The organism is Viridibacillus sp. NPDC093762, from assembly GCF_050279675.1.
Lineage (GTDB): Bacteria > Bacillota > Bacilli > Bacillales_A > Planococcaceae > Viridibacillus.
In genome coordinates this window covers 1-17,573 of record NZ_JBNNUK010000034.1, presented here as the reverse complement: position 1 = coordinate 17,573, position 17,573 = coordinate 1, and the positions used below count along the sequence as shown (strand labels likewise).

Here is a 17,573-nt window from a genome sequence, read left to right as displayed (position 1 = left end):
TGCAAAACACATAAGATTGAATTTGAAAAAACTAAAAAGAAAAATTATTTTTATAAAATAATAATCGAAAATCAAAAGCAATTTAGCATTATGTTCCCGTATGTATATGGTAATGGAAGTATGAATAATTTGGCTTTATGGTCGTTAAAAAGGGACGTTTTTAGTTTTGGAAAAAGGGAATTTAAAGCCCCTTATGGTATTGAACACACCACTATAGTTACTCTCCTTGAAAGTGATTGTGTATTTTGGATTGGTTTTGATGGGGATAATGTTGTTGCAATAACAAATGATAGGCAATTTTCAACAATTGAAAATATCTCAGATAAAATACCGCCTAAAACCGATTTTTATATCACTGAATATGAAGACTAGAAATCTCTTATTCAACTAACGGGTGCTTTACTTGAAGATCATGAGTTGCATATGCAGCTCTTTTTTCTTTATTGAACTAACGTGGCAGATTAGTTCAATAAGTAGGTATATTTGAAAGTACATCGAATTAGTTGATATATATTGTTATTTAATTAATATGGCAAGTTCACATGTTTTTTAATAATTATATTTCGCTTCATCGGGTAGTCTTCTGTAGAAGGCTATCTTTTTTTGCGAAATATGTTATTTGTTGTTTACTTTTTAAATACTTAATCGTTATTTGTGTAGGAGGGGGATTATGGATGAAGAATTAGGATTGTACTTAAATAATAAATTGAAGGCTGTGTATTTTCTTTTGCTAAAAATGGGGGCAATCAAAGAAGACGCGGAAGACATCGTCCAGGAAACTGCTTTTCAATTTGTGCAACATTTAGATACGCTTCAGGAAGAGTATGTCGATGCGTGGCTTTACAGAGTTGCAATTAATAAACATTATGATAGTTTAAGAAAACTTAAGTATAAAAACAATTATGTAAAGACATTTAATATCGAAGATTTAATGGATTGGAAAACCCCAGAGCAAATTATTATAGGAAATGAATTACATACTTTACTGTCAGAGTGTTTAAGTAAGATACCACAAAAAGATGCAGAACTATTGCTCCTCAAATATAGCGGAGATTTGTCCTTAAAGGATATATCTATTATTTATTGTACAACCGATAAATCAATTAAAACACAGTTAGCCAGAGCAAAGAAAAAAATGAGAAAGATAATTGAGGAGGCACAACCGTTTGGATAAAGATTCAATTTTTAATACCAAGGATGGGTTTCAACCACTTATAAAAAAAGCGAAAAAGAAATCATTAATGAAGACAATTATTGTATCCACCATTGTGACGATAAGTACCCTAATAGTTTTAGGAATTATTTTCATCATAATGTATCTTCAAATGCAACATTCAATGTCAGAGTATTTTTCAGTGAAGATGGAACAAAGCGAAGTTTATGGTGCGAATATCCATTACGATAAATCTACAAAAAGTGACAGTATTGATTCCGCTATTAATCAGGACCAATATGTAAAAGATATTGGAGGAATTCCATACACATGGTACAACGAACAAACTTGGTTTAAAATTTATGATTCCCCTACAAGTATTTATGATAGTTCAATAACACGTTCAAAATCTTCAGATAGTCAGCAATTTTATCGAAATGGACAAAGGGTGGTTAATTTTTATATTCCTGGTGGAAAAAAGGTAGAAGATGACCGTATGTTACTTCAATCCTTAGCTCCATCTAATATAGTAGAAATAGCCATTTCATTTAAGGAAGAAATGAATGCAGATCAAATACTAAAACATTTTCCAACTGCACAATGGGCCTGGGTGCAAAACCCTGATGCAGATATATCAATCATTCCTGGATATGTAATCGGAGAATATGCATATGGCTTTACAATTACATCTCCTGAAAAAGGTGCTGTAAGTTTAGCAAAAGACGTGAAAAATTTTGAAACGGGATTATCAAATTTATCTCGACAAGAAGAGAAAGATACTTATGTAGAGCCACTTATAAAAACAATCCAACACAATGGTACCGTTCAGGTGAGCGGAATCATTATAACAGGGAAGGTAAAAGATTTATTACCACTAATTGAACAAGATTCAGTAAATTATGTGAGCGTAGGAGTTATCATGCCTTATTAAGAGCAAAGAACAAGAGTTGAAAATTTTAATGCACTTATTTGAATTGAAAGTTAAAAGTGTTTGAGCTAACTGGTGCATTAGCAAAAGATTATTGAGCTGCATAGACAGCTCTTTTTTTATTAATACTTTTGGTAAGATTGTGAAAGCAGTTATTCCGCCATAAGCAAGTACTATCTAAATTTTATATTTGAAAAATATAATGCATTGGATTCTACTAATCTTTATTGGAATTTAATACTACATACTTCAAACTAATTATCTACTCTAATAAAATTAATATTGTAATATACTATTATAAATAGGTTAACAATGTTAATTTATGTTTTATTCAAAGAGCTCTAGAATGAACAGTAAAAAATACTATAAGGAGTCCTAAAATGAAAAAGAAAATAAACTATTTAATCTTACTTTTAACTGCCATCTTTATAGTTGGTTGTACTAACGTAGAAGATGCATCCGTTGCAGATAAAGAAACAGATTCACAAGATGTAACCACAGTTGAAACAAATTCAAATAATAGCGAAAAAGAAGAGACTATCACTACGGTTGTAGATGAACCAGTAGTGGAAGAAACGCCAACCGAACAAAATAATGACCTGTTCTCGGGATACAAACTTATTGAAGTTGATGGTGGCGATTTGTCTGGACATCGTGAACCCAACGTTGTTATTGACATTGGTTATGGGGACCGGAAGTATTGGGCTTTCACGAATGAACATGGGCAACTGATCCGTGTCATTGCTGACGAAATCGTTCTACAAGATGACGATAACGAACCTGTAACATCGTCTGGCAGATACTACAATGATGAAGCAAAAGTTCCTGGTGTAGAAAGATCAGATTTAGATGAAGGACATATCATTGCAGATTCTCTCGGAGGGGTATCCAATGCTTACAATATTACTCCACAAGAAAGTACGCTTAACCGACATGGTGATCAAGCATATATGGAAGATGCCATTCGTAAAGCTGGTGGAGCTACTAATTTTGAAGCAATTATCACATATCCTAATACGGAAACGCAGATTCCTTCTCATTATAAGTACACTTACACTTTAAAAGGGAATAAGATTGTAGATGAGTTTGATAACGGCAACCCTGATGAGACAAATAAATCTCTAGGCTTAACTGAAAGTAAATCAACTAACTCAAATAAGTCAACTAGTTCTAATAAGTCGAATGGCACTGAAGATATTTCAAGTGTTGATACAAACGGTAATGGACAGGTGACGATTAAAGAAGCAAAAGCAGCAGGTTTTAGTATGCCAATAACGAGTGATCATTGGTTATACCCATATATGCAAGATAATGATAAGGACGGTATGGTAGGTGAGTAAGCCCCTAGAACTTTGAGGCAAAATAAATGAACGAAAGAACAGTTTCCTCGTGGGTGTCTGTACTCACTAACGGAATGCTTTAGTTCAATAACGTTCTTCAATTATCGGGCGCGATTGTTGAATAAGCGTCACTGTTCTTCTTCAACTAACGAGGGCTTTAGCAGAACAGGGCTGTCAGTAGACAGCCTATATTGTTATTTAATTAAATTTGCAGGATAGTTCAGTGAAAAAGGAGATAAATATTGAACTGGATAAAAATGTCGTTATGTATTGTAGCATTGCTGCTATATTCCATAGTTTTAGTGAAAAATAATAGACTACGTAAAATAGTTAAGACAGAACCAGATAAAGAAATTATAAGAAGTAAAGTAAAAAAAAGCACAAATATAATGATTGTGTTAACAATCCTTGCAACGATTCTTTCAATAATTGCTGTTTTTTTATAGTAATAATGTGATAAATAACGTAGTTATTATATAAAGGGGTAAAGATTTTTTTATTCAACTAACGGGTGCTTTACTTGAAGATCATTGAGTTGCCTAGGCAGCTCTTTTTCTTATTGAACTAACGCAGCAGGTTAATACAATGTGCTGTTTCCAAGAAAATCGTTACCTTTTCACTACTTTTGTAATAATTACCTGCTAAGATCGTAATATAAAAAGGGGTTATTTGAAATTTCAGTAATATGGGGGCGAAAAAATGTTTAATAAAGACTCAGAGAAGAATAAAGGCTCAAAGAAGAGGTTTGAAGAAATCTTTACAGAAAATGGCGTGGCTAATGGAAACAGAATAATAGTAGATAGAGAAACAGGAATTCACTATTTATTTAGTTGGAGCGGATATGCAGGGGGGATTACCCCGCTATTGGATAAGGATGGAAAACCGGTGATAAAACCAAATAATGAATAACGCACTTTATCTTGTTCAACTATAGGGTGCATTAGTAAAAGATCTTTGAGCTGTTTAGACAGCTCTTTTTTTATTCAACTAACGGGGCAGGTTAGTTGAATAACGAATCGTCTGAAACTTAAGATTTTTGCAAACGTATATTAGATAAAGAAAGGAGCTGTCTTTGTAATGAAAAGTAAAGTGATGTTAAAGTTTGTTATAAGTATTTTCACAGTTCTTTTACTCTTGCCAGGGTGTTCAAGTAAACCTTCTTTAGATTTAGTCGGCTCAACTGTTGAAATTAGAAATGATGAAGGAATTGGTATTACTTCGGGAGAAAATAAGGGTGAAATTATAGTACCTATTGCACTCAGTTATGATTTCGTTTTAAAGAATACTGGTGAAAAGACTCTTGGAGGAATCAAAAAGCTAAATGAACAGAAATATGAATATGACGATGGAATAAAGGTATATATTGAACCTAATGAAAAGTTAAAAGCAGTTTCAGAAGAAGTAATGGGCATTAATATTTATGAGGAAGACAAAGAAGGAAATTTAGGAATGGGAGGAAAAACGAGTTTTCCTGTTCTTGAACCAAATCAAGATGGAAAATACACCCTTGATTTTATTTTAGGTGCGTTAGAAGAAAATCCCGATATAAAACTTGCCCCGTCATCCGAACAATTAGAGAAGTTGAAGGAACAAGCTATGGATGCAACTTTAATTGTTTCTGTGGAAGGTGAAGAAATCGCGCGTTTTGACCTTAGTAATTCAGATGAAGTTACCTTAAACACCTTTTAATAAATACACTTTTGTTCTTAAACTAACGTGTGCTTTACTAAGAAGATCTTTGAGCTGTTCAGACAGCTCTTTTTCTTATTCAACTAAAAGGGCAGGTTAGTTGAATTAAGAAGTGATAAAATATGTATATAAAATTGTACTTTGGGACGTGATTAAAACGGATAGTAAACTATTAGAAATATATGTGGGATGGGAAGATAAATTAGATAATGACGAGTGGTATTTTAGTAATTCTTTCGAATCAATTACAAAAGGAATGTCACCCGAAGAAGCGTTTAACTACATTCCTAATGTCATTGAGGCGTTATTTAAATTAGATGATGACTTTTTGGTATGGGAAACACTTTACTTCTTAATAAAACTGTATCGTCTTGCTGATACCACTCAGATACATCCACACATGGAAAGTAATTGGTCTGAGTTAACACATCATATTAAGAAATTTAAAGACTCTTATGTTACTCCATTTAAAGTACTTATGAGACAGCTAAGAATAAAAGAATGAAATTTTAACCTTGTTAAGCTACCGGAGCGTAAGTTTAATAAGAATTAAGTGATATTATGAGTGAGGTCAGATTTTAGTCATTCAATTAGAGGGCGCGATTGTTTAATAAGCGTCTCTGTTCTTATTCAACTAACGGGTAGCTTTAGTTGAAGAAGAGATTTAAAATAATCAATCTTTTTATATGCAGTAAAATCAAGGATTTAGAGTGATTTTTAATCGAACTTTATTCTAAAGCTACATTAAGCACTTTTCTTTGTTCGTCTAGTTATTTCTTTTTCTAGCAGGTTTTTTAGTTTTGTCTAATGAAGCTTGAGGTGCAGACATTAAGTCAGTTACATTATCAGGAAGGGGTCTTTTATCACTTGCTGTTACTGTATTGTTGGCTTTTTTATTTTCTATTAGTTCCATCAAAGCTGTCCGATATTCAGTGGTATATTTCTCAGGATTAAAGATTTGTAATGATATATACGAACCAATTAAAGCCCATTTACCATTATTCTTAGATGGGGAACTAGTCTATTTAAAAACAACTTTCAAAGCGACTTTGCAATAGTCCAGCAAAGAGGCCGAATGCGCAGTGCGGAGGTCATTTCAAAACACGTCAAAACATTTCCTTGTCATTACATCGTATTTGACCTATTGAAACATAGGGGGAGGACCAAACTAATTATTAAGGTCTAATTGCAACGCCGTTAAGGCCTGAAATTTTTACTATTCATACGGTCATCAAACGTATTAAGCAGCAAGGGAACCCGTTTAGAAACTTCCGAGAGGTAGGGAAATGCAGGATTTTAAATCAGTTCTTAATCAGTTAAAAGAAATAAAATAAAAATTACCACTTTTAAAACAGAACACACGTGCGTATAATAAAAACAAACGGGTGTTCTTATTTTGGTTTAGGAGTGGTATTGTGAAAGAACAGTTAATAAAAGCAATGCAACGCAATCAGTTAGTAAACCTGATGTACGCGTCAAAGACTGGAGAAATAACAAAAAGGCGTGTGAAGATCATTAAGGTGGTCAATAATTGGTTTCAAGCTTTTTGTTTTACGAAACAGTCAAAACGTACTTTTATTATCGATAATGTTCTTGCGGTTGCTCCATTAATTCAGAAAGAACGTGGTGTTGTATGAACTACGAAAACATGCCAAACAAAAGCATTCTTTGCATCGACATGAAGTGCTTTTATGTGAGTTGCATGGCTTCGCTGCATGGATTAGATGTTATGACAACACCAATAGCGGTTATTGGTAGCTTTGAACAACCAGGTAGTGTCGTACTAGCTGCTAGTCCAGCCATGAAAGAACGATTCCGAATCAAAACAGGGAAACGCCTCTATGAAATTCCAAAGCATCCAGATATTCGCCTATTCGAACCTAAAATGGACTTCTTCATCCGCGTTTCAATGGAAATTACACGCCTGCTCAACAGTTATGTCCCAAAGGAAGCCATCCATATTTATAGCGTTGATGAAAGCTTCATTGATTTAACAGGAACAGAAAAATTATGGGGACCAGTTGAACAAACCGCGAAGAAGATACAAAGGGATATTTACAACCAATTTGGCATTCCAAGTGCTGTCGGCATGGGACCTAATATGTTGCTATCAAAGCTAGCGCTTGATTTAGAAGCGAAAAAAACAGGCTTTGCTAAATGGGCATATGAAGATGTGGAAAAGAAGTTATGGCCTATATCACCACTCTCTAAGATGTGGGGTATTGGGCGTCAGACAGAACGCTCGCTTAATCATATGGGGATTTTTTCAGTAGGGGATTTAGCAAAAGCAGATTTAAAAACACTAGAGAATCGTTTTGGTATTATGGGTAATCAGCTTTATCATCATGCGCGGGGAATTGATCTTTCTGAGCTCGGTGCACCAATAATTGAAGGGCAAATTAGTTATGGTAAAGGACAAATTTTAATGCGCGACTATAACAAAAAGGAAGAAGTGCTTGCAGTTATTTTGGAAATGTGTGAAGACATCGCAAGACGTGCACGCGAGGAATTTAAAGTAGGGCGGACCATTTCACTCGGGCTCTCCTACAGTAAAAATGCATTTGGTGGAGGTTTTCATCGTTCGCGTACAATTGATGAGCTAACAAATGAAACAATGAAAATTTATCAGGTCTGCCAGCAGTTACTCGATGAACATTATATAGAAGCTAGACCTGTACGCCAGCTTACCATTAGTATTACAAAGCTTGAATCTGAACGTTCAATGCAGCTTAGTTTGTTCGACACTGACCGCTTTCGTCGCCGTAAGCTCGGAGCTACAATGGATCAACTACGCTCTCGCTATGGGCCGACTGTACTTTTGCGTGCGGTCTCTTATACAGAAGCTGGTACCGCTGTCGCACGCTCACAATTATTAGGAGGTCACAAAAAATAAGGGGGATGTATATTTATTCAATATCCATTTTATTGCTATACACTGTTTGAATAATAATTGTATAACGCGACGGAGTAGTAATGTCTTGTGGGCATGTGGATAACTAAGTGTTATCTACGTATAGGTCTAGTTATGCACAACTTATGCACTAAATCCACAAGTTGAAGCAGTTCGCATAAAAAGGCTGTCGTAATATTGAATGCGAAGAAATTAATTAAAAGTATGTTTTGGTGAGTTCTTTTATATCATGTCATACAAAATATCATGGAAAAGCAGGTGTTTTAAAATGATTCGTGACAGAGGTAGTATTAAATGGGTTTCGATGATGCTACCAGAACATGTGCAACAAATTAGAGCGTGGAAACATGAATCAGAAGAGAGATTACCGAATGAATTGACGGAATGGGAATTAGAAGAACTGCAACAGACTATTCAATTCGCGTATGACCAAAAGTTAATTGTTACGCTTAAAACTCTGGTTGAACATAATTTAAGTCACTGTACAGGTATTATTACGGATCTTAAGACATCCACTCGTGAGCTATCATTAGAAACGGATACAAGCATTCGGCGTATACCACTTGATGCTATTTACAGAGCGCAATTAGAAAATAATTATTGTGATTAATCTTTAAAGTAAAGATCGATTACATTAGAAGGCCTCTATACCAATGTATAGAGGCTTTTATTGTTATATAAAAAACAATGAAATCAATCACGTTTTCCGAAAATCACTTTTAATAACGGAGGTGTAATCATGTCCGCCGCATTCCACCCACAAAAACGAGCTCTTCATGATTTGGTTGCAAACACTTGTGTAGTTAATGTTAAGGGGATAAATAAATGATAATACAGAGTCTTTATCATTATTTAGTGAAGTTGTTTATACGTGGTCCAGTAAGGTTATTTGGCAGATATACGGAAGGAGTTAAAGGATTTTAAATCTTAAAAGTCATGCGAAAAAATGAAGTTTACATTAATTAAAGAGATAGTCTCAACTAAAACAAATAAATTTTTAAAAAATGTATAAAACTCACCAAAACAGCCCAATACTATACCAACTCCCCATTGGAATGTAAAAATTCCATCCTTAAAAAACCACCCTCCCCCGGGTGGTTTTTTATTTTGCCTCTAATCTTTCTTTCATTTCTTTGAAAGAATAAAACAATAAATGTTTTTGTATCCCTCTTACTTTTGTGGTGGCTGCATGTGCTTCCTTTTCGAATGTCTGGAAATCTTGCTGTTCATAAGCGATTAAACCTTCAATGACGTGTGGCATCCATTCTTTTTTTAGGTTTGGTATGAGTGATTTTGCTGCCTCAAAGTTGCCGAGTAAAGTTTCAATATGTGCGATAGTGTAGCTACGAATAGGTTCTTTTTGAAGTTGCTTCGCTTCTACTAAAGCGGTTTCGTAATCTTTGTCCAGAGTAGCTAGCAAAGAACGATAGTTGTGTTGGGTATCCTGTTGTTTATAACTGCATAGTATTTTTTGTACGCTTAACTTTTGCTCTGTTAAGCTTTCATGTGCAACCGCGTATGGGTAAGCAAATGCGAGTTTTGTTTTATGCTTTGTTATAAAGCGGTCCATTTTACTAATGTTGTTTGACCAAAACAAAGTGTTGCAGTATGGGAACATTGTGAGAGCGAAGACATACATAAATAGTAAGGAAAAGACTACGACTATAGGTAAGTCCATTATAAGTAGGAATGTACAACTGATGATGGCGATCAAATAAATCATAGTTAGTTTAAATAAATGCATCGATCCCGCTCCTTTTGTTTATTATAAAATAAACAATAAATAATTGTATTGTAAACAAACTGTCCTTTGTGCGAAAACGATTATTGTGTTTTAGAAATATACATTGTATAATCTAGTTATTAAAAACATTGATAAATCAACGTATATTCGTTGTTATTTGTTTTCTCTAGAAATACAATTGTAATTTGTGGGAGAATGTATTTTCTAGAAATACAAATGTTTATTGGGTGAGGAGGATTTTAAAATGAAAAAAATTATGATAACCGGTGCGTGTGGTCAAATAGGGTCAGAGTTAGTATCTAAGCTGCGCGAAACATATGGAACGGAAAATGTTTTAGCAACAGATATTCGCAAACCAGCTACACAAAAGGGACCTTTTGAAACACTAGATGTTATGGATGCTGGACGCATGAATGATATAGCGAAAGATTTTGAAGCAGATACTTTAATGCACATGGCTGCATTATTATCGGCAACAGCAGAAACTAAACCGTTATTTGCTTGGAATTTGAATATGGGTGGACTTGTTAATGCTTTAGAAGTTGCACGTGAACAAAATCTGCAATTTTTCACACCGAGTTCAATCGGTGCATTTGGACCTTCTACGCCCAAAAACAATACGCCACAAGATACGTTACAACGCCCTACTACCATGTATGGTGTAAATAAAGTAGCTGGTGAACTATTATGTGATTACTATTACCAACGCTTTGGTGTAGATACTCGTGGAGTACGTTTCCCGGGTTTAATTTCTTACGCAACTCCTCCTGGTGGCGGTACAACAGATTATGCGGTTGATATATACTATAAAGCCATATCTGAAGGGAAGTATACTTCATATATCGCACAGGGCTCATACATGGATATGATGTATATGCCAGATGCGTTGCAAGCTATTGTAGATTTAATGGAAGCAGATCCTGCGAAGTTGATACATCGCAATGCGTTCAATGTAACGGCTATGAGTTTTGAACCTGAAGAAATAGCAGCTTCAATCCGCAAACATATCCCTAATTTTAAAATGGCTTATGAAGTGGATCCAGTACGTCAAGCCATTGCAGATAGTTGGCCAAATTCTATTGATGCAAGTGCTGCACAAGAGGAATGGGGCTTTAAAGCAAAATACGACTTAGATGCAATGACAGCAGATATGTTAAAAAAGTTACAAGAGAAAGAAACTAAAACTGCTTAATGAATAGGCATTTGATAGAGCCGTACCTTCTTAATTGAAGGTACGGCTTTTTTATTGGAGAAGATAAGTATTTTAATAGATAGAACTGCATATTGTAATGGGGTGATAGATTTAAAATTATTCTCTTTTAATTAATATTTTTTCTCGAAAACACACCATTTTAATAGTATATAATAGCGCTTACATGTATAATTATGTAAAACATATTTGTTTGAAAAATTTGACTACTTATGTTTTTTTGAAAAGAAAATCTATGGATGTGACTACTCTATTCGTATTAAATAGCGTCATGAAATTTTGGATGCTACAAAAATTGGCTTGCCAGATGAAATATGAGGGAATCATCTTAGGCATTATCGATTCAAAGGATAATAGAACCATAATTGAAGAATGTATTAATAGCTTTAATAGTAAGAGATTAGCATCAAATAAGATTCCGAAGAACGTTTTGTACACACAAGTGTTACTATACAATGTCTCTAAGAAATTACAGGATGGCTATGTTTATATGGAAGTAATAAGGTTGATAAAAGCTTTCGAGACATCACACTAGCATCTATTTACACTGGTACAAATGAAGCTATGAAAATGATTATTGTAAAGAATCTCGGTTTATAAGCATTTGTTTTTAAATAAAATCATATTACTTAATTAAGGGGAGTTGGATGAGTATGATGCAAACGCCATTAGTACTAACTGATTTTGTGAAACGTGCAGAGAGATATTTTCCGAAAAAATTAATCATTTCAAGAACGAGTGAGACGATGATCCACCGTATTACTTATAAAGAGTTTGGACAGCGTACACGAAAATTATCTGAAGCATTAACGAAATTAGGGATGAAAAAAGGTACTAAAGTAGGCTCGTTAGCGTGGAATCATCATCGCCATTTAGAAGCATATTTCGGTGTGCCATGTGCAGGTGCAGTGCTCCATATGATTAATATTCGCCTATCACCAGAGCATATAGTATATATTATCAACCATGCTGAAGATGAAATTTTACTAGTAGATAGCGATATTTTTCCGTTAATTGCTCAAGCTGCACCTTTACTAAAAACGGTCAAACATTTCGTTGTTATGCAAGACGGGAAAGAATTACCTGAAACAAACTTGGAAAACGTTCATTCTTACGAAAAGCTGTTAGAAGAGGCATCAGATTCCTATGAATTCCCTGATGATTTAGATGAAAATATGCCTGCTGGAATGTGTTACACAAGTGCCACAACAGGCTTTCCAAAAGGTGTCGTTTATACGCACCGTAGTTTAGTACTACACAGCATCGCACTTGGTTTAGCAGATTCACTTGGTATTCGCGAGAGCGATGTAGCTATGCCAGTCGTACCGATGTTCCATGTAAATGCATGGGGGATGCCATTTGCAGCAGTGAATTTTGGTACAACACAAGTATTGCCAGGACCAATGTTCAGCCCACAGCTTTTACTCGATTTAATCGAACAAGAAAAAGTGACATTAACGGCAGGTGTACCGACAATTTGGCTTGGTGTGTTAAAAGAACAAGAACAAAATCCACGCGATTTATCGTCTTTACGTGCCATCGTATGTGGTGGATCAGCTTCACCAAAAGGTCTAATCCGTGCTTTCGAGGAAAAATACAAAGTACCATTTATCGTTGGTTACGGCATGACTGAAACAACGCCAATTGTCAGTCTTTCCACGTACACAACAGAAATGGAAAATTGGTCTGCAGAAGAAAAGCTTAATATTCGTGCCACACAAGGCTTGACGGCAACTCTCGTTGAAACACGTGTTGTCAACGAAAATGGAGAAGTTCCTTGGGACGGTAAGACTATGGGGGAGCTAACTGTTCGAGGTCCTTGGATCGCAGATGAATATTATAAGGATGACCGCACGGAAGAAGCGTTTAAAGATGGTTGGCTATATACTGGTGATATTGCTGTCATGACACCACAGGGTTATCTCAAAATTACAGACCGTACGAAAGATTTAATTAAGAGCGGTGGAGAGTGGATCTCATCTGTAGATTTAGAAAATGCACTCATGACACATGAGGCTGTATTTGAAGCAGCTGTAATCGCAGTTCCAGACGAAAAATGGCAAGAACGCCCACTAGCTTGTGTTGTCTTGAAAGAAGGTAGTAGTGCAACGAAGGAAGAGCTTCTTTCATATTTAGAAGGACAATTTGCAAAGTGGTGGGTACCAGATCATGTTGTCTTTTTAAAAGAAATCCCGAAAACATCAGTCGGCAAATTCTTAAAGGCAAAATTGCGTGATGAAGTGAAGGATTACCAATTATAAAAAAAGAGAGAGTCTTAATTAGAGACTCTCTTTTTTTTGGATTAACAAATTTTATTGAGAGCGTAAAACAAAAAACCACCCATTCGCAAACATGCGACCAGGTGGTTATACTATTAATCTTCAATTAACTTACTAAAGTTAATACGCTTGTTTAGTGCTAGCATAATCGGAATACCAATCCCCATTACAACTAATTCACCTATAGCAACTGTTAGCCAAGTATATAGAAACGGTAACTGGAATGCGAGATACAATTCGATGGCAATTAAGAACATCGTAAATGTAAATACAAGTGTACCGAAAATCATTTGCTTAACATGTCCTTTAATAAAACGTTTCGCAAAGATTGTGATGCTTAAGGCTAAGACTGATTGACCAAGGCCAAAGATTAAATCATACATGCCAAGTGGAGAAAATAGATTTGTAATAAATACACCAATCACGATACCTACAAAGAATTTCTTGTTGAAGACAACAAGATGATTGAACATTTCAGCAATACGGAACTGTATAGCACCGAATGCGAGTGGGGCAATTAGCATAGACACAGCTATATAAAGCGCTGCGATAATTCCGCTAGTAGCCAAAGATTTTACTTTCATTATTCATTTCCCCCTAGTTTTTTTTCGTGGGATGGTTACGAACCACGTAAAACAAATGCAATCATAGCAGTATTCATGCTTATTTGTAAATAGTCATGAGTAACAAATGTGTAAAATCATTAAAATATTGACTGTATTATTTTCCTTTTTTTAAATGAATTTCTTATTTAGAGGTGTTAAATTCTGTTCGTTATAACTATCGAAGTATAAGCGCATGCGAAATCACTAAAGAGAACAGATCATGTTGAAAAAGGCTCAGAAACTTTTGTTTCTGGGCCTTTTTCTTTGATTGAAGAGAATGATACTCTAATGAATGAAATCTTCGGAAATAGGAGGAATAAGAAAATCATCTAAAGGACGATTTTGAGTCATTTATTATGTAGTTTTCACTTCTCTCGTTATCTGTAATTAAATGCCCTGAAATTTACCATTCTTCAAAGTAATAAATGAAAAAGTGTATGAAGTTGGTGTATCTTCCTTTTCTCTATGACTATACTTCAATTCATTTATGAGAAGCTTAGTTTTGAAATAGGCTAAGGTTGATAGCATTTCCTTTATTTATAAAAGTTCATAAAATGTTCACAATTTAGCGATATACAATAAACGTTGATGTTCAGCCATTCAACGCGTTAAAGCGACAAAGATATTATATTTTGAATTGTCGAAAGATTCATAATTTTGTTGACGATTGACTTTTCGCCCTGTAATATAACACTAATTATAGTCACGCTAGATTAATAGAAGTGGTTACGATTCAAATAGGGGGGATTTCATATGAAGAAGGGTTACAAAAAGTTAATATTTTTATTATTTGCAGCAATGCTAGTATTAGCAGCATGTGGAACCAAAGATAAATCTGACTCTGGGGGATTAGACGATTCAGGATCTGAAAAATCAGATGAGAAAACATATAAAATCGGGATTTCTCAATACGTTGAACATCCATCTTTAAATGAAGCTACTGAAGGATTCAAAAAAGCAATTGAAGATAGCGGTCTTAAAGTAGAATTCAAAATTGAAAACGCACAAGGGGATTCGAGTATTAATACAACTGCAGCAAATAATTTAGTTGGTGACGGCATGGATTTAATATTTGCTAACGCAACGCCAAGTGCTCAAGCAGTTGCAGCTGCAACATCTGATATTCCGGTTCTTTTTACATCTGTAACAGATGCAATAGGAGCAGAGCTTGTAAAATCAATGGAAGCTCCAGGTGGAAATGTAACAGGAACTCTTGATACACATCCAGAAGCTATTCCAAGTACAGTGAAGTTTTTAGCTGAAGAACTAAAAGCTAAAAAAATAGGAATGATTTTCAACTCAGGAGAGCAAAACTCGCGTGTTCAAGTGGATATGGTAAAAGAAGAAGCTAAAAAATTAGGTGTAACAATTGTAGAAGCATCTGTTTCAACATCTGCAGAAGTAAAACAGGCAACTGAATCATTAGTAGGAAAAGTAGATTCAATCTATATCATTACGGATAACACAGTTGTCACAGCACTTGAATCAGTGTTGGATGTGGCAACTGATAAGAAAATTCCTGTAATGGTTGGAGAATTAGACTCAGTTAAACGTGGCGGTCTAGGTGCTTACGGCTTTGCGTATTCGGATATTGGTTATGAAGCTGGTGAAATGGCAGTGAAAATCTTAAAAGATGGTGTAAAACCAGCAGATATTCCAGTGGCTTATCCTAAAAACTTGAAATTCGAGATCAACAAGAAAGCAGCTGAACAACTTGGCTTAGACATTAAAGACGAATGGAAAGCAGAAATAGTCGAATAGATAGGAGATGATTCTACATGTTTACAGCAATCTTTGGCTCTGTTGAGCAAGGAATCATCTATGCAATTATGGCGCTCGGAGTGTATCTTACATTCCGAGTTTTAGATTTTCCTGATTTAACAGTGGATGGGAGTTTTGTGACAGGTGCTGCAACAGCAGCGACTTTAATTGTACTTGGTTACCACCCAGCGTTGGCAACAGCAGCGGCGATTGTCGCAGGTTTTTTAGCAGGATGTATGACAGGAATACTTCATACGAAGGCGAAAATTAATCCTTTGTTATCTGGGATATTAATGATGATTGCTCTATATTCCATCAATTTACGTATTATGGGGGCAACGACAGAAACCGCAATTGGGCGTCCAAACGTACCACTTTCGAACGTCGATTCGCTGTTCACCATCTTCTTTAGTTGGTGGGGTAATCTAAGTATTGATACAGCAATAAATAACACTTTAAGCAGCATCGGCATCGAAAATGTTCCAAAAACATGGGGTACATTTTTCATTATGATCATCGTAACTTTTGCGATTAAAATTATTTTCGATAGGTTTTTAAAAACTGAAGTTGGTTTAGCTATTCGTGCAACGGGTGATAACGACAAAATGATTCGTAGCTTTTCTGCGAATACAGATACATTAATCATTTTAGGGCTGGGTATTTCAAATGCTTTGGTTGCATTATCAGGTGCCCTTATTGCGCAGTATACGAAATTTGCAGATGTAAGTATGGGTATAGGGATGATTGTTATCGGTTTAGCTTCTGTTATTATCGGGGAAGCGATTTTAGGGACGAAAACAATTGTCCGCACAACTTTAGCAGTAATTGTCGGTGCGATTATCTACCGAATCGTCATTGCTATCGCACTTCGCGTTGAATTTTTAGATACAGGTGATATGAAACTTATCACAGCATTAATTGTGGTCGTGGCGTTGATATTGCCTAAATTCTTTGAAAAACGTAAAGAGCGTGCACGCAAAGCAAAACGTCGAGCAGAACGTACGGTTACTAGTGAACAGGAGGCGAAACATCTTGCTTAAACTAGAGGGGATCAACAAAATCTTCAACGAAGCAACGCCAGATGAGAAAATTGCCTTAGATAATATTAATCTAGATTTAAAAACAGGTGACTTTGTCACTGTAATTGGTAGTAACGGTGCTGGGAAATCTACAATGATGAATATGATTTCGGGAGCTTTATCACCTGATTTTGGTACTGTTGAAATAGACGGAAAAAACGTAACCAAATATCCAGAATATAAACGCTCTCATTTAATTGGCCGTGTCTTCCAAGACCCAATGGCAGGTACAGCACCAACAATGACCGTAGAAGAGAACTTGGCGATTGCATATTCTCGCAATAAACGTCGTGGCTTGCGTACAGGAGTCGATAAAAAGAGACGTGAGTTTTTCCGTGAATCATTGGAAGCATTACATCTCAATTTGGAAAACCGTTTAACAGCGAAAGTAGGCTTACTATCGGGTGGCGAACGACAAGCTTTATCTCTACTAATGGCAACATTTACAAAGCCATCAATTTTATTATTAGATGAGCATACAGCTGCACTTGATCCTTCACGTGCAGAGCTTATTACGAATTTAACAAAGCAGTTAGTTGAAAAAGATAATCTGACAACATTAATGGTTACCCACAATATGCAACAAGCGCTTGATCTAGGTAACCGCCTCATCATGATGGATAAAGGCCAAATCATTTTAGAGGTTGACCCAGAAGCGAAAAAAGATTTAACAATCGCCGATTTAATGGATGCATTCCAACGTATTCGCGGTGAAAAGCTTGTATCAGACAGAACTCTACTAAGTGTTTAATAAGTAAGGATTTTAAAGCAGGAGCCATATATTGAACTGCCCCGTAAAAGTTAGACACCATTCTAACTTTTACGGGGGTTTTTTTATGGCAAAAGTACGAGTTGAACAACGTATTCAAGCGGT

Annotated in this window: 17 protein-coding genes, 2 pseudogenes and 1 riboswitch; of the genes and pseudogenes, 16 read left to right on the top strand and 3 right to left on the bottom strand. The window is 35.5% G+C overall.

What is annotated here, in order from left to right:
- From ACQKM9_RS21120 to ACQKM9_RS21090, 7 genes and pseudogenes are all read left to right on the top strand, one after another.
- Positions 1 to 372: pseudogene (locus tag ACQKM9_RS21120) on the top strand (hypothetical protein); the annotation flags it as partial.
- Positions 373 to 670: 298 nt separating this feature from the next.
- Positions 671 to 1,174 carry an RNA polymerase sigma factor gene (locus ACQKM9_RS21115; protein ID WP_427736388.1) on the top strand — a complete coding sequence of 168 codons (504 nt, stop codon included), beginning with the start codon at positions 671 to 673 and terminating at the stop codon, positions 1,172 to 1,174.
- A complete protein-coding gene (locus tag ACQKM9_RS21110) occupies positions 1,167 to 2,084 on the top strand; it encodes an anti sigma factor C-terminal domain-containing protein (RefSeq protein ID WP_427736386.1) in 918 nt (305 codons plus the stop codon). Before ACQKM9_RS21115 ends, ACQKM9_RS21110 begins: the two co-directional genes overlap by 8 nt.
- 377 nt (positions 2,085 to 2,461) lie before the next feature.
- A complete protein-coding gene (locus tag ACQKM9_RS21105; RefSeq protein ID WP_427736384.1) occupies positions 2,462 to 3,421 on the top strand; it encodes a DNA/RNA non-specific endonuclease in 960 nt (319 codons plus the stop codon).
- A 699-nt stretch (positions 3,422 to 4,120) separates the two neighbouring features.
- Positions 4,121 to 4,330: a DUF6440 family protein gene (locus tag ACQKM9_RS21100; RefSeq protein WP_053415580.1), complete on the top strand. Its 210-nt coding sequence runs from the start codon at positions 4,121 to 4,123 to the stop codon at positions 4,328 to 4,330.
- A gap of 168 nt (positions 4,331 to 4,498) precedes the next feature.
- A complete protein-coding gene (locus ACQKM9_RS21095; RefSeq protein ID WP_427736382.1) occupies positions 4,499 to 5,110 on the top strand; it encodes a hypothetical protein in 612 nt (203 codons plus the stop codon).
- 112 nt (positions 5,111 to 5,222) lie between these two features.
- On the top strand, positions 5,223 to 5,615 hold the full coding sequence (locus ACQKM9_RS21090; RefSeq protein ID WP_427736381.1) for an ABC transporter: 393 nt from the start codon (positions 5,223 to 5,225) through the stop codon (positions 5,613 to 5,615).
- 239 nt (positions 5,616 to 5,854) lie between these two features.
- On the opposite strand, the pseudogene ACQKM9_RS21085 reads toward ACQKM9_RS21090, so the two are convergent.
- Positions 5,855 to 6,065 (bottom strand): annotated as a pseudogene (locus ACQKM9_RS21085) (Ku protein); the annotation flags it as partial.
- Positions 6,066 to 6,525: 460 nt separating this feature from the next.
- Between ACQKM9_RS21085 and ACQKM9_RS21080 the strand changes: the two are divergent.
- From ACQKM9_RS21080 to ACQKM9_RS21070, 3 genes are all read left to right on the top strand, one after another.
- Entirely contained in the window at positions 6,526 to 6,747 is a 222-nt protein-coding gene (locus ACQKM9_RS21080; RefSeq protein WP_427736379.1) for a transcriptional regulator, read from the top strand.
- Positions 6,744 to 8,003, top strand: coding sequence for a DNA polymerase thumb domain-containing protein (locus ACQKM9_RS21075; RefSeq protein WP_427736378.1), 1,260 nt, complete (start codon positions 6,744 to 6,746; stop codon positions 8,001 to 8,003). The genes ACQKM9_RS21080 and ACQKM9_RS21075 overlap by 4 nt, the downstream gene beginning before the upstream one ends.
- A gap of 286 nt (positions 8,004 to 8,289) precedes the next feature.
- Positions 8,290 to 8,631, top strand: a complete 342-nt coding sequence (locus ACQKM9_RS21070; RefSeq protein WP_427736376.1) for a YolD-like family protein — start codon at positions 8,290 to 8,292, stop codon at positions 8,629 to 8,631.
- 492 nt (positions 8,632 to 9,123) lie between these two features.
- Here ACQKM9_RS21070 and ACQKM9_RS21065 read toward each other — a convergent pair whose 3' ends face one another.
- Positions 9,124 to 9,765, bottom strand: a complete 642-nt coding sequence (locus ACQKM9_RS21065; protein WP_427736374.1) for a hypothetical protein — start codon at positions 9,763 to 9,765, stop codon at positions 9,124 to 9,126.
- A 244-nt stretch (positions 9,766 to 10,009) separates the two neighbouring features.
- On the opposite strand from ACQKM9_RS21065, the gene ACQKM9_RS21060 reads away from it, so the two are divergent.
- From ACQKM9_RS21060 to ACQKM9_RS21050, 3 genes are all read left to right on the top strand, one after another.
- Positions 10,010 to 10,957 (top strand): L-threonine 3-dehydrogenase, encoded by a 948-nt coding sequence (locus ACQKM9_RS21060; protein ID WP_427736372.1) that lies wholly within the window; start codon positions 10,010 to 10,012, stop codon positions 10,955 to 10,957.
- 238 nt (positions 10,958 to 11,195) lie between these two features.
- A complete protein-coding gene (locus ACQKM9_RS21055; RefSeq protein WP_427736371.1) occupies positions 11,196 to 11,510 on the top strand; it encodes a hypothetical protein in 315 nt (104 codons plus the stop codon).
- A 118-nt stretch (positions 11,511 to 11,628) separates the two neighbouring features.
- Positions 11,629 to 13,236 carry a long-chain fatty acid--CoA ligase gene (locus ACQKM9_RS21050; RefSeq protein WP_427736389.1) on the top strand — a complete coding sequence of 536 codons (1,608 nt, stop codon included), beginning with the start codon at positions 11,629 to 11,631 and terminating at the stop codon, positions 13,234 to 13,236.
- Between the two features lie 113 nt (positions 13,237 to 13,349).
- Here ACQKM9_RS21050 and ACQKM9_RS21045 read toward each other — a convergent pair whose 3' ends face one another.
- Complete coding sequence (locus tag ACQKM9_RS21045) at positions 13,350 to 13,838, bottom strand: QueT transporter family protein (protein ID WP_427736370.1); 489 nt, start codon at positions 13,836 to 13,838, stop codon at positions 13,350 to 13,352.
- Positions 13,839 to 13,845: 7 nt separating this feature from the next.
- Positions 13,846 to 13,890: riboswitch (PreQ1 riboswitch) on the bottom strand.
- A 722-nt stretch (positions 13,891 to 14,612) separates the two neighbouring features.
- On the opposite strand from ACQKM9_RS21045, the gene ACQKM9_RS21040 reads away from it, so the two are divergent.
- Genes ACQKM9_RS21040 through ACQKM9_RS21030 form a run of 3 tightly spaced genes read left to right on the top strand, consistent with a single transcriptional unit; the run spans position 14,613 to position 17,450 of the window.
- Entirely contained in the window at positions 14,613 to 15,620 is a 1,008-nt protein-coding gene (locus tag ACQKM9_RS21040; protein ID WP_427736369.1) for an ABC transporter substrate binding protein, read from the top strand.
- A 17-nt stretch (positions 15,621 to 15,637) separates the two neighbouring features.
- Positions 15,638 to 16,660: an ABC transporter permease gene (locus ACQKM9_RS21035; protein ID WP_427736367.1), complete on the top strand. Its 1,023-nt coding sequence runs from the start codon at positions 15,638 to 15,640 to the stop codon at positions 16,658 to 16,660.
- Positions 16,653 to 17,450 (top strand): ABC transporter ATP-binding protein, encoded by a 798-nt coding sequence (locus ACQKM9_RS21030; RefSeq protein WP_427736365.1) that lies wholly within the window; start codon positions 16,653 to 16,655, stop codon positions 17,448 to 17,450. The genes ACQKM9_RS21035 and ACQKM9_RS21030 overlap by 8 nt, the downstream gene beginning before the upstream one ends.
- Positions 17,451 to 17,573: the final 123 nt, after the last annotated feature.

Excerpts from the sequence above, each read along its gene's own strand:
- ACQKM9_RS21095 (WP_427736382.1), top strand. The coding sequence starts at position 4,499 with ATGAAAAGTAAAGTGATGTTAAAGTTTGTTATAAGTATTTTCACAGTT.
- ACQKM9_RS21045 (WP_427736370.1), bottom strand. The coding sequence starts at position 13,838 with ATGAAAGTAAAATCTTTGGCTACTAGCGGAATTATCGCAGCGCTTTAT.
- ACQKM9_RS21035 (WP_427736367.1), top strand. The coding sequence starts at position 15,638 with ATGTTTACAGCAATCTTTGGCTCTGTTGAGCAAGGAATCATCTATGCA.
- ACQKM9_RS21050 (WP_427736389.1), top strand. The coding sequence starts at position 11,629 with ATGATGCAAACGCCATTAGTACTAACTGATTTTGTGAAACGTGCAGAG.
- ACQKM9_RS21075 (WP_427736378.1), top strand. The coding sequence starts at position 6,744 with ATGAACTACGAAAACATGCCAAACAAAAGCATTCTTTGCATCGACATG.
- ACQKM9_RS21105 (WP_427736384.1), top strand. The coding sequence starts at position 2,462 with ATGAAAAAGAAAATAAACTATTTAATCTTACTTTTAACTGCCATCTTT.
- ACQKM9_RS21040 (WP_427736369.1), top strand. The coding sequence starts at position 14,613 with ATGAAGAAGGGTTACAAAAAGTTAATATTTTTATTATTTGCAGCAATG.
- ACQKM9_RS21070 (WP_427736376.1), top strand. The coding sequence starts at position 8,290 with ATGATTCGTGACAGAGGTAGTATTAAATGGGTTTCGATGATGCTACCA.
- ACQKM9_RS21100 (WP_053415580.1), top strand. The coding sequence starts at position 4,121 with ATGTTTAATAAAGACTCAGAGAAGAATAAAGGCTCAAAGAAGAGGTTT.
- ACQKM9_RS21060 (WP_427736372.1), top strand. The coding sequence starts at position 10,010 with ATGAAAAAAATTATGATAACCGGTGCGTGTGGTCAAATAGGGTCAGAG.
- ACQKM9_RS21065 (WP_427736374.1), bottom strand. The coding sequence starts at position 9,765 with ATGCATTTATTTAAACTAACTATGATTTATTTGATCGCCATCATCAGT.
- ACQKM9_RS21115 (WP_427736388.1), top strand. The coding sequence starts at position 671 with ATGGATGAAGAATTAGGATTGTACTTAAATAATAAATTGAAGGCTGTG.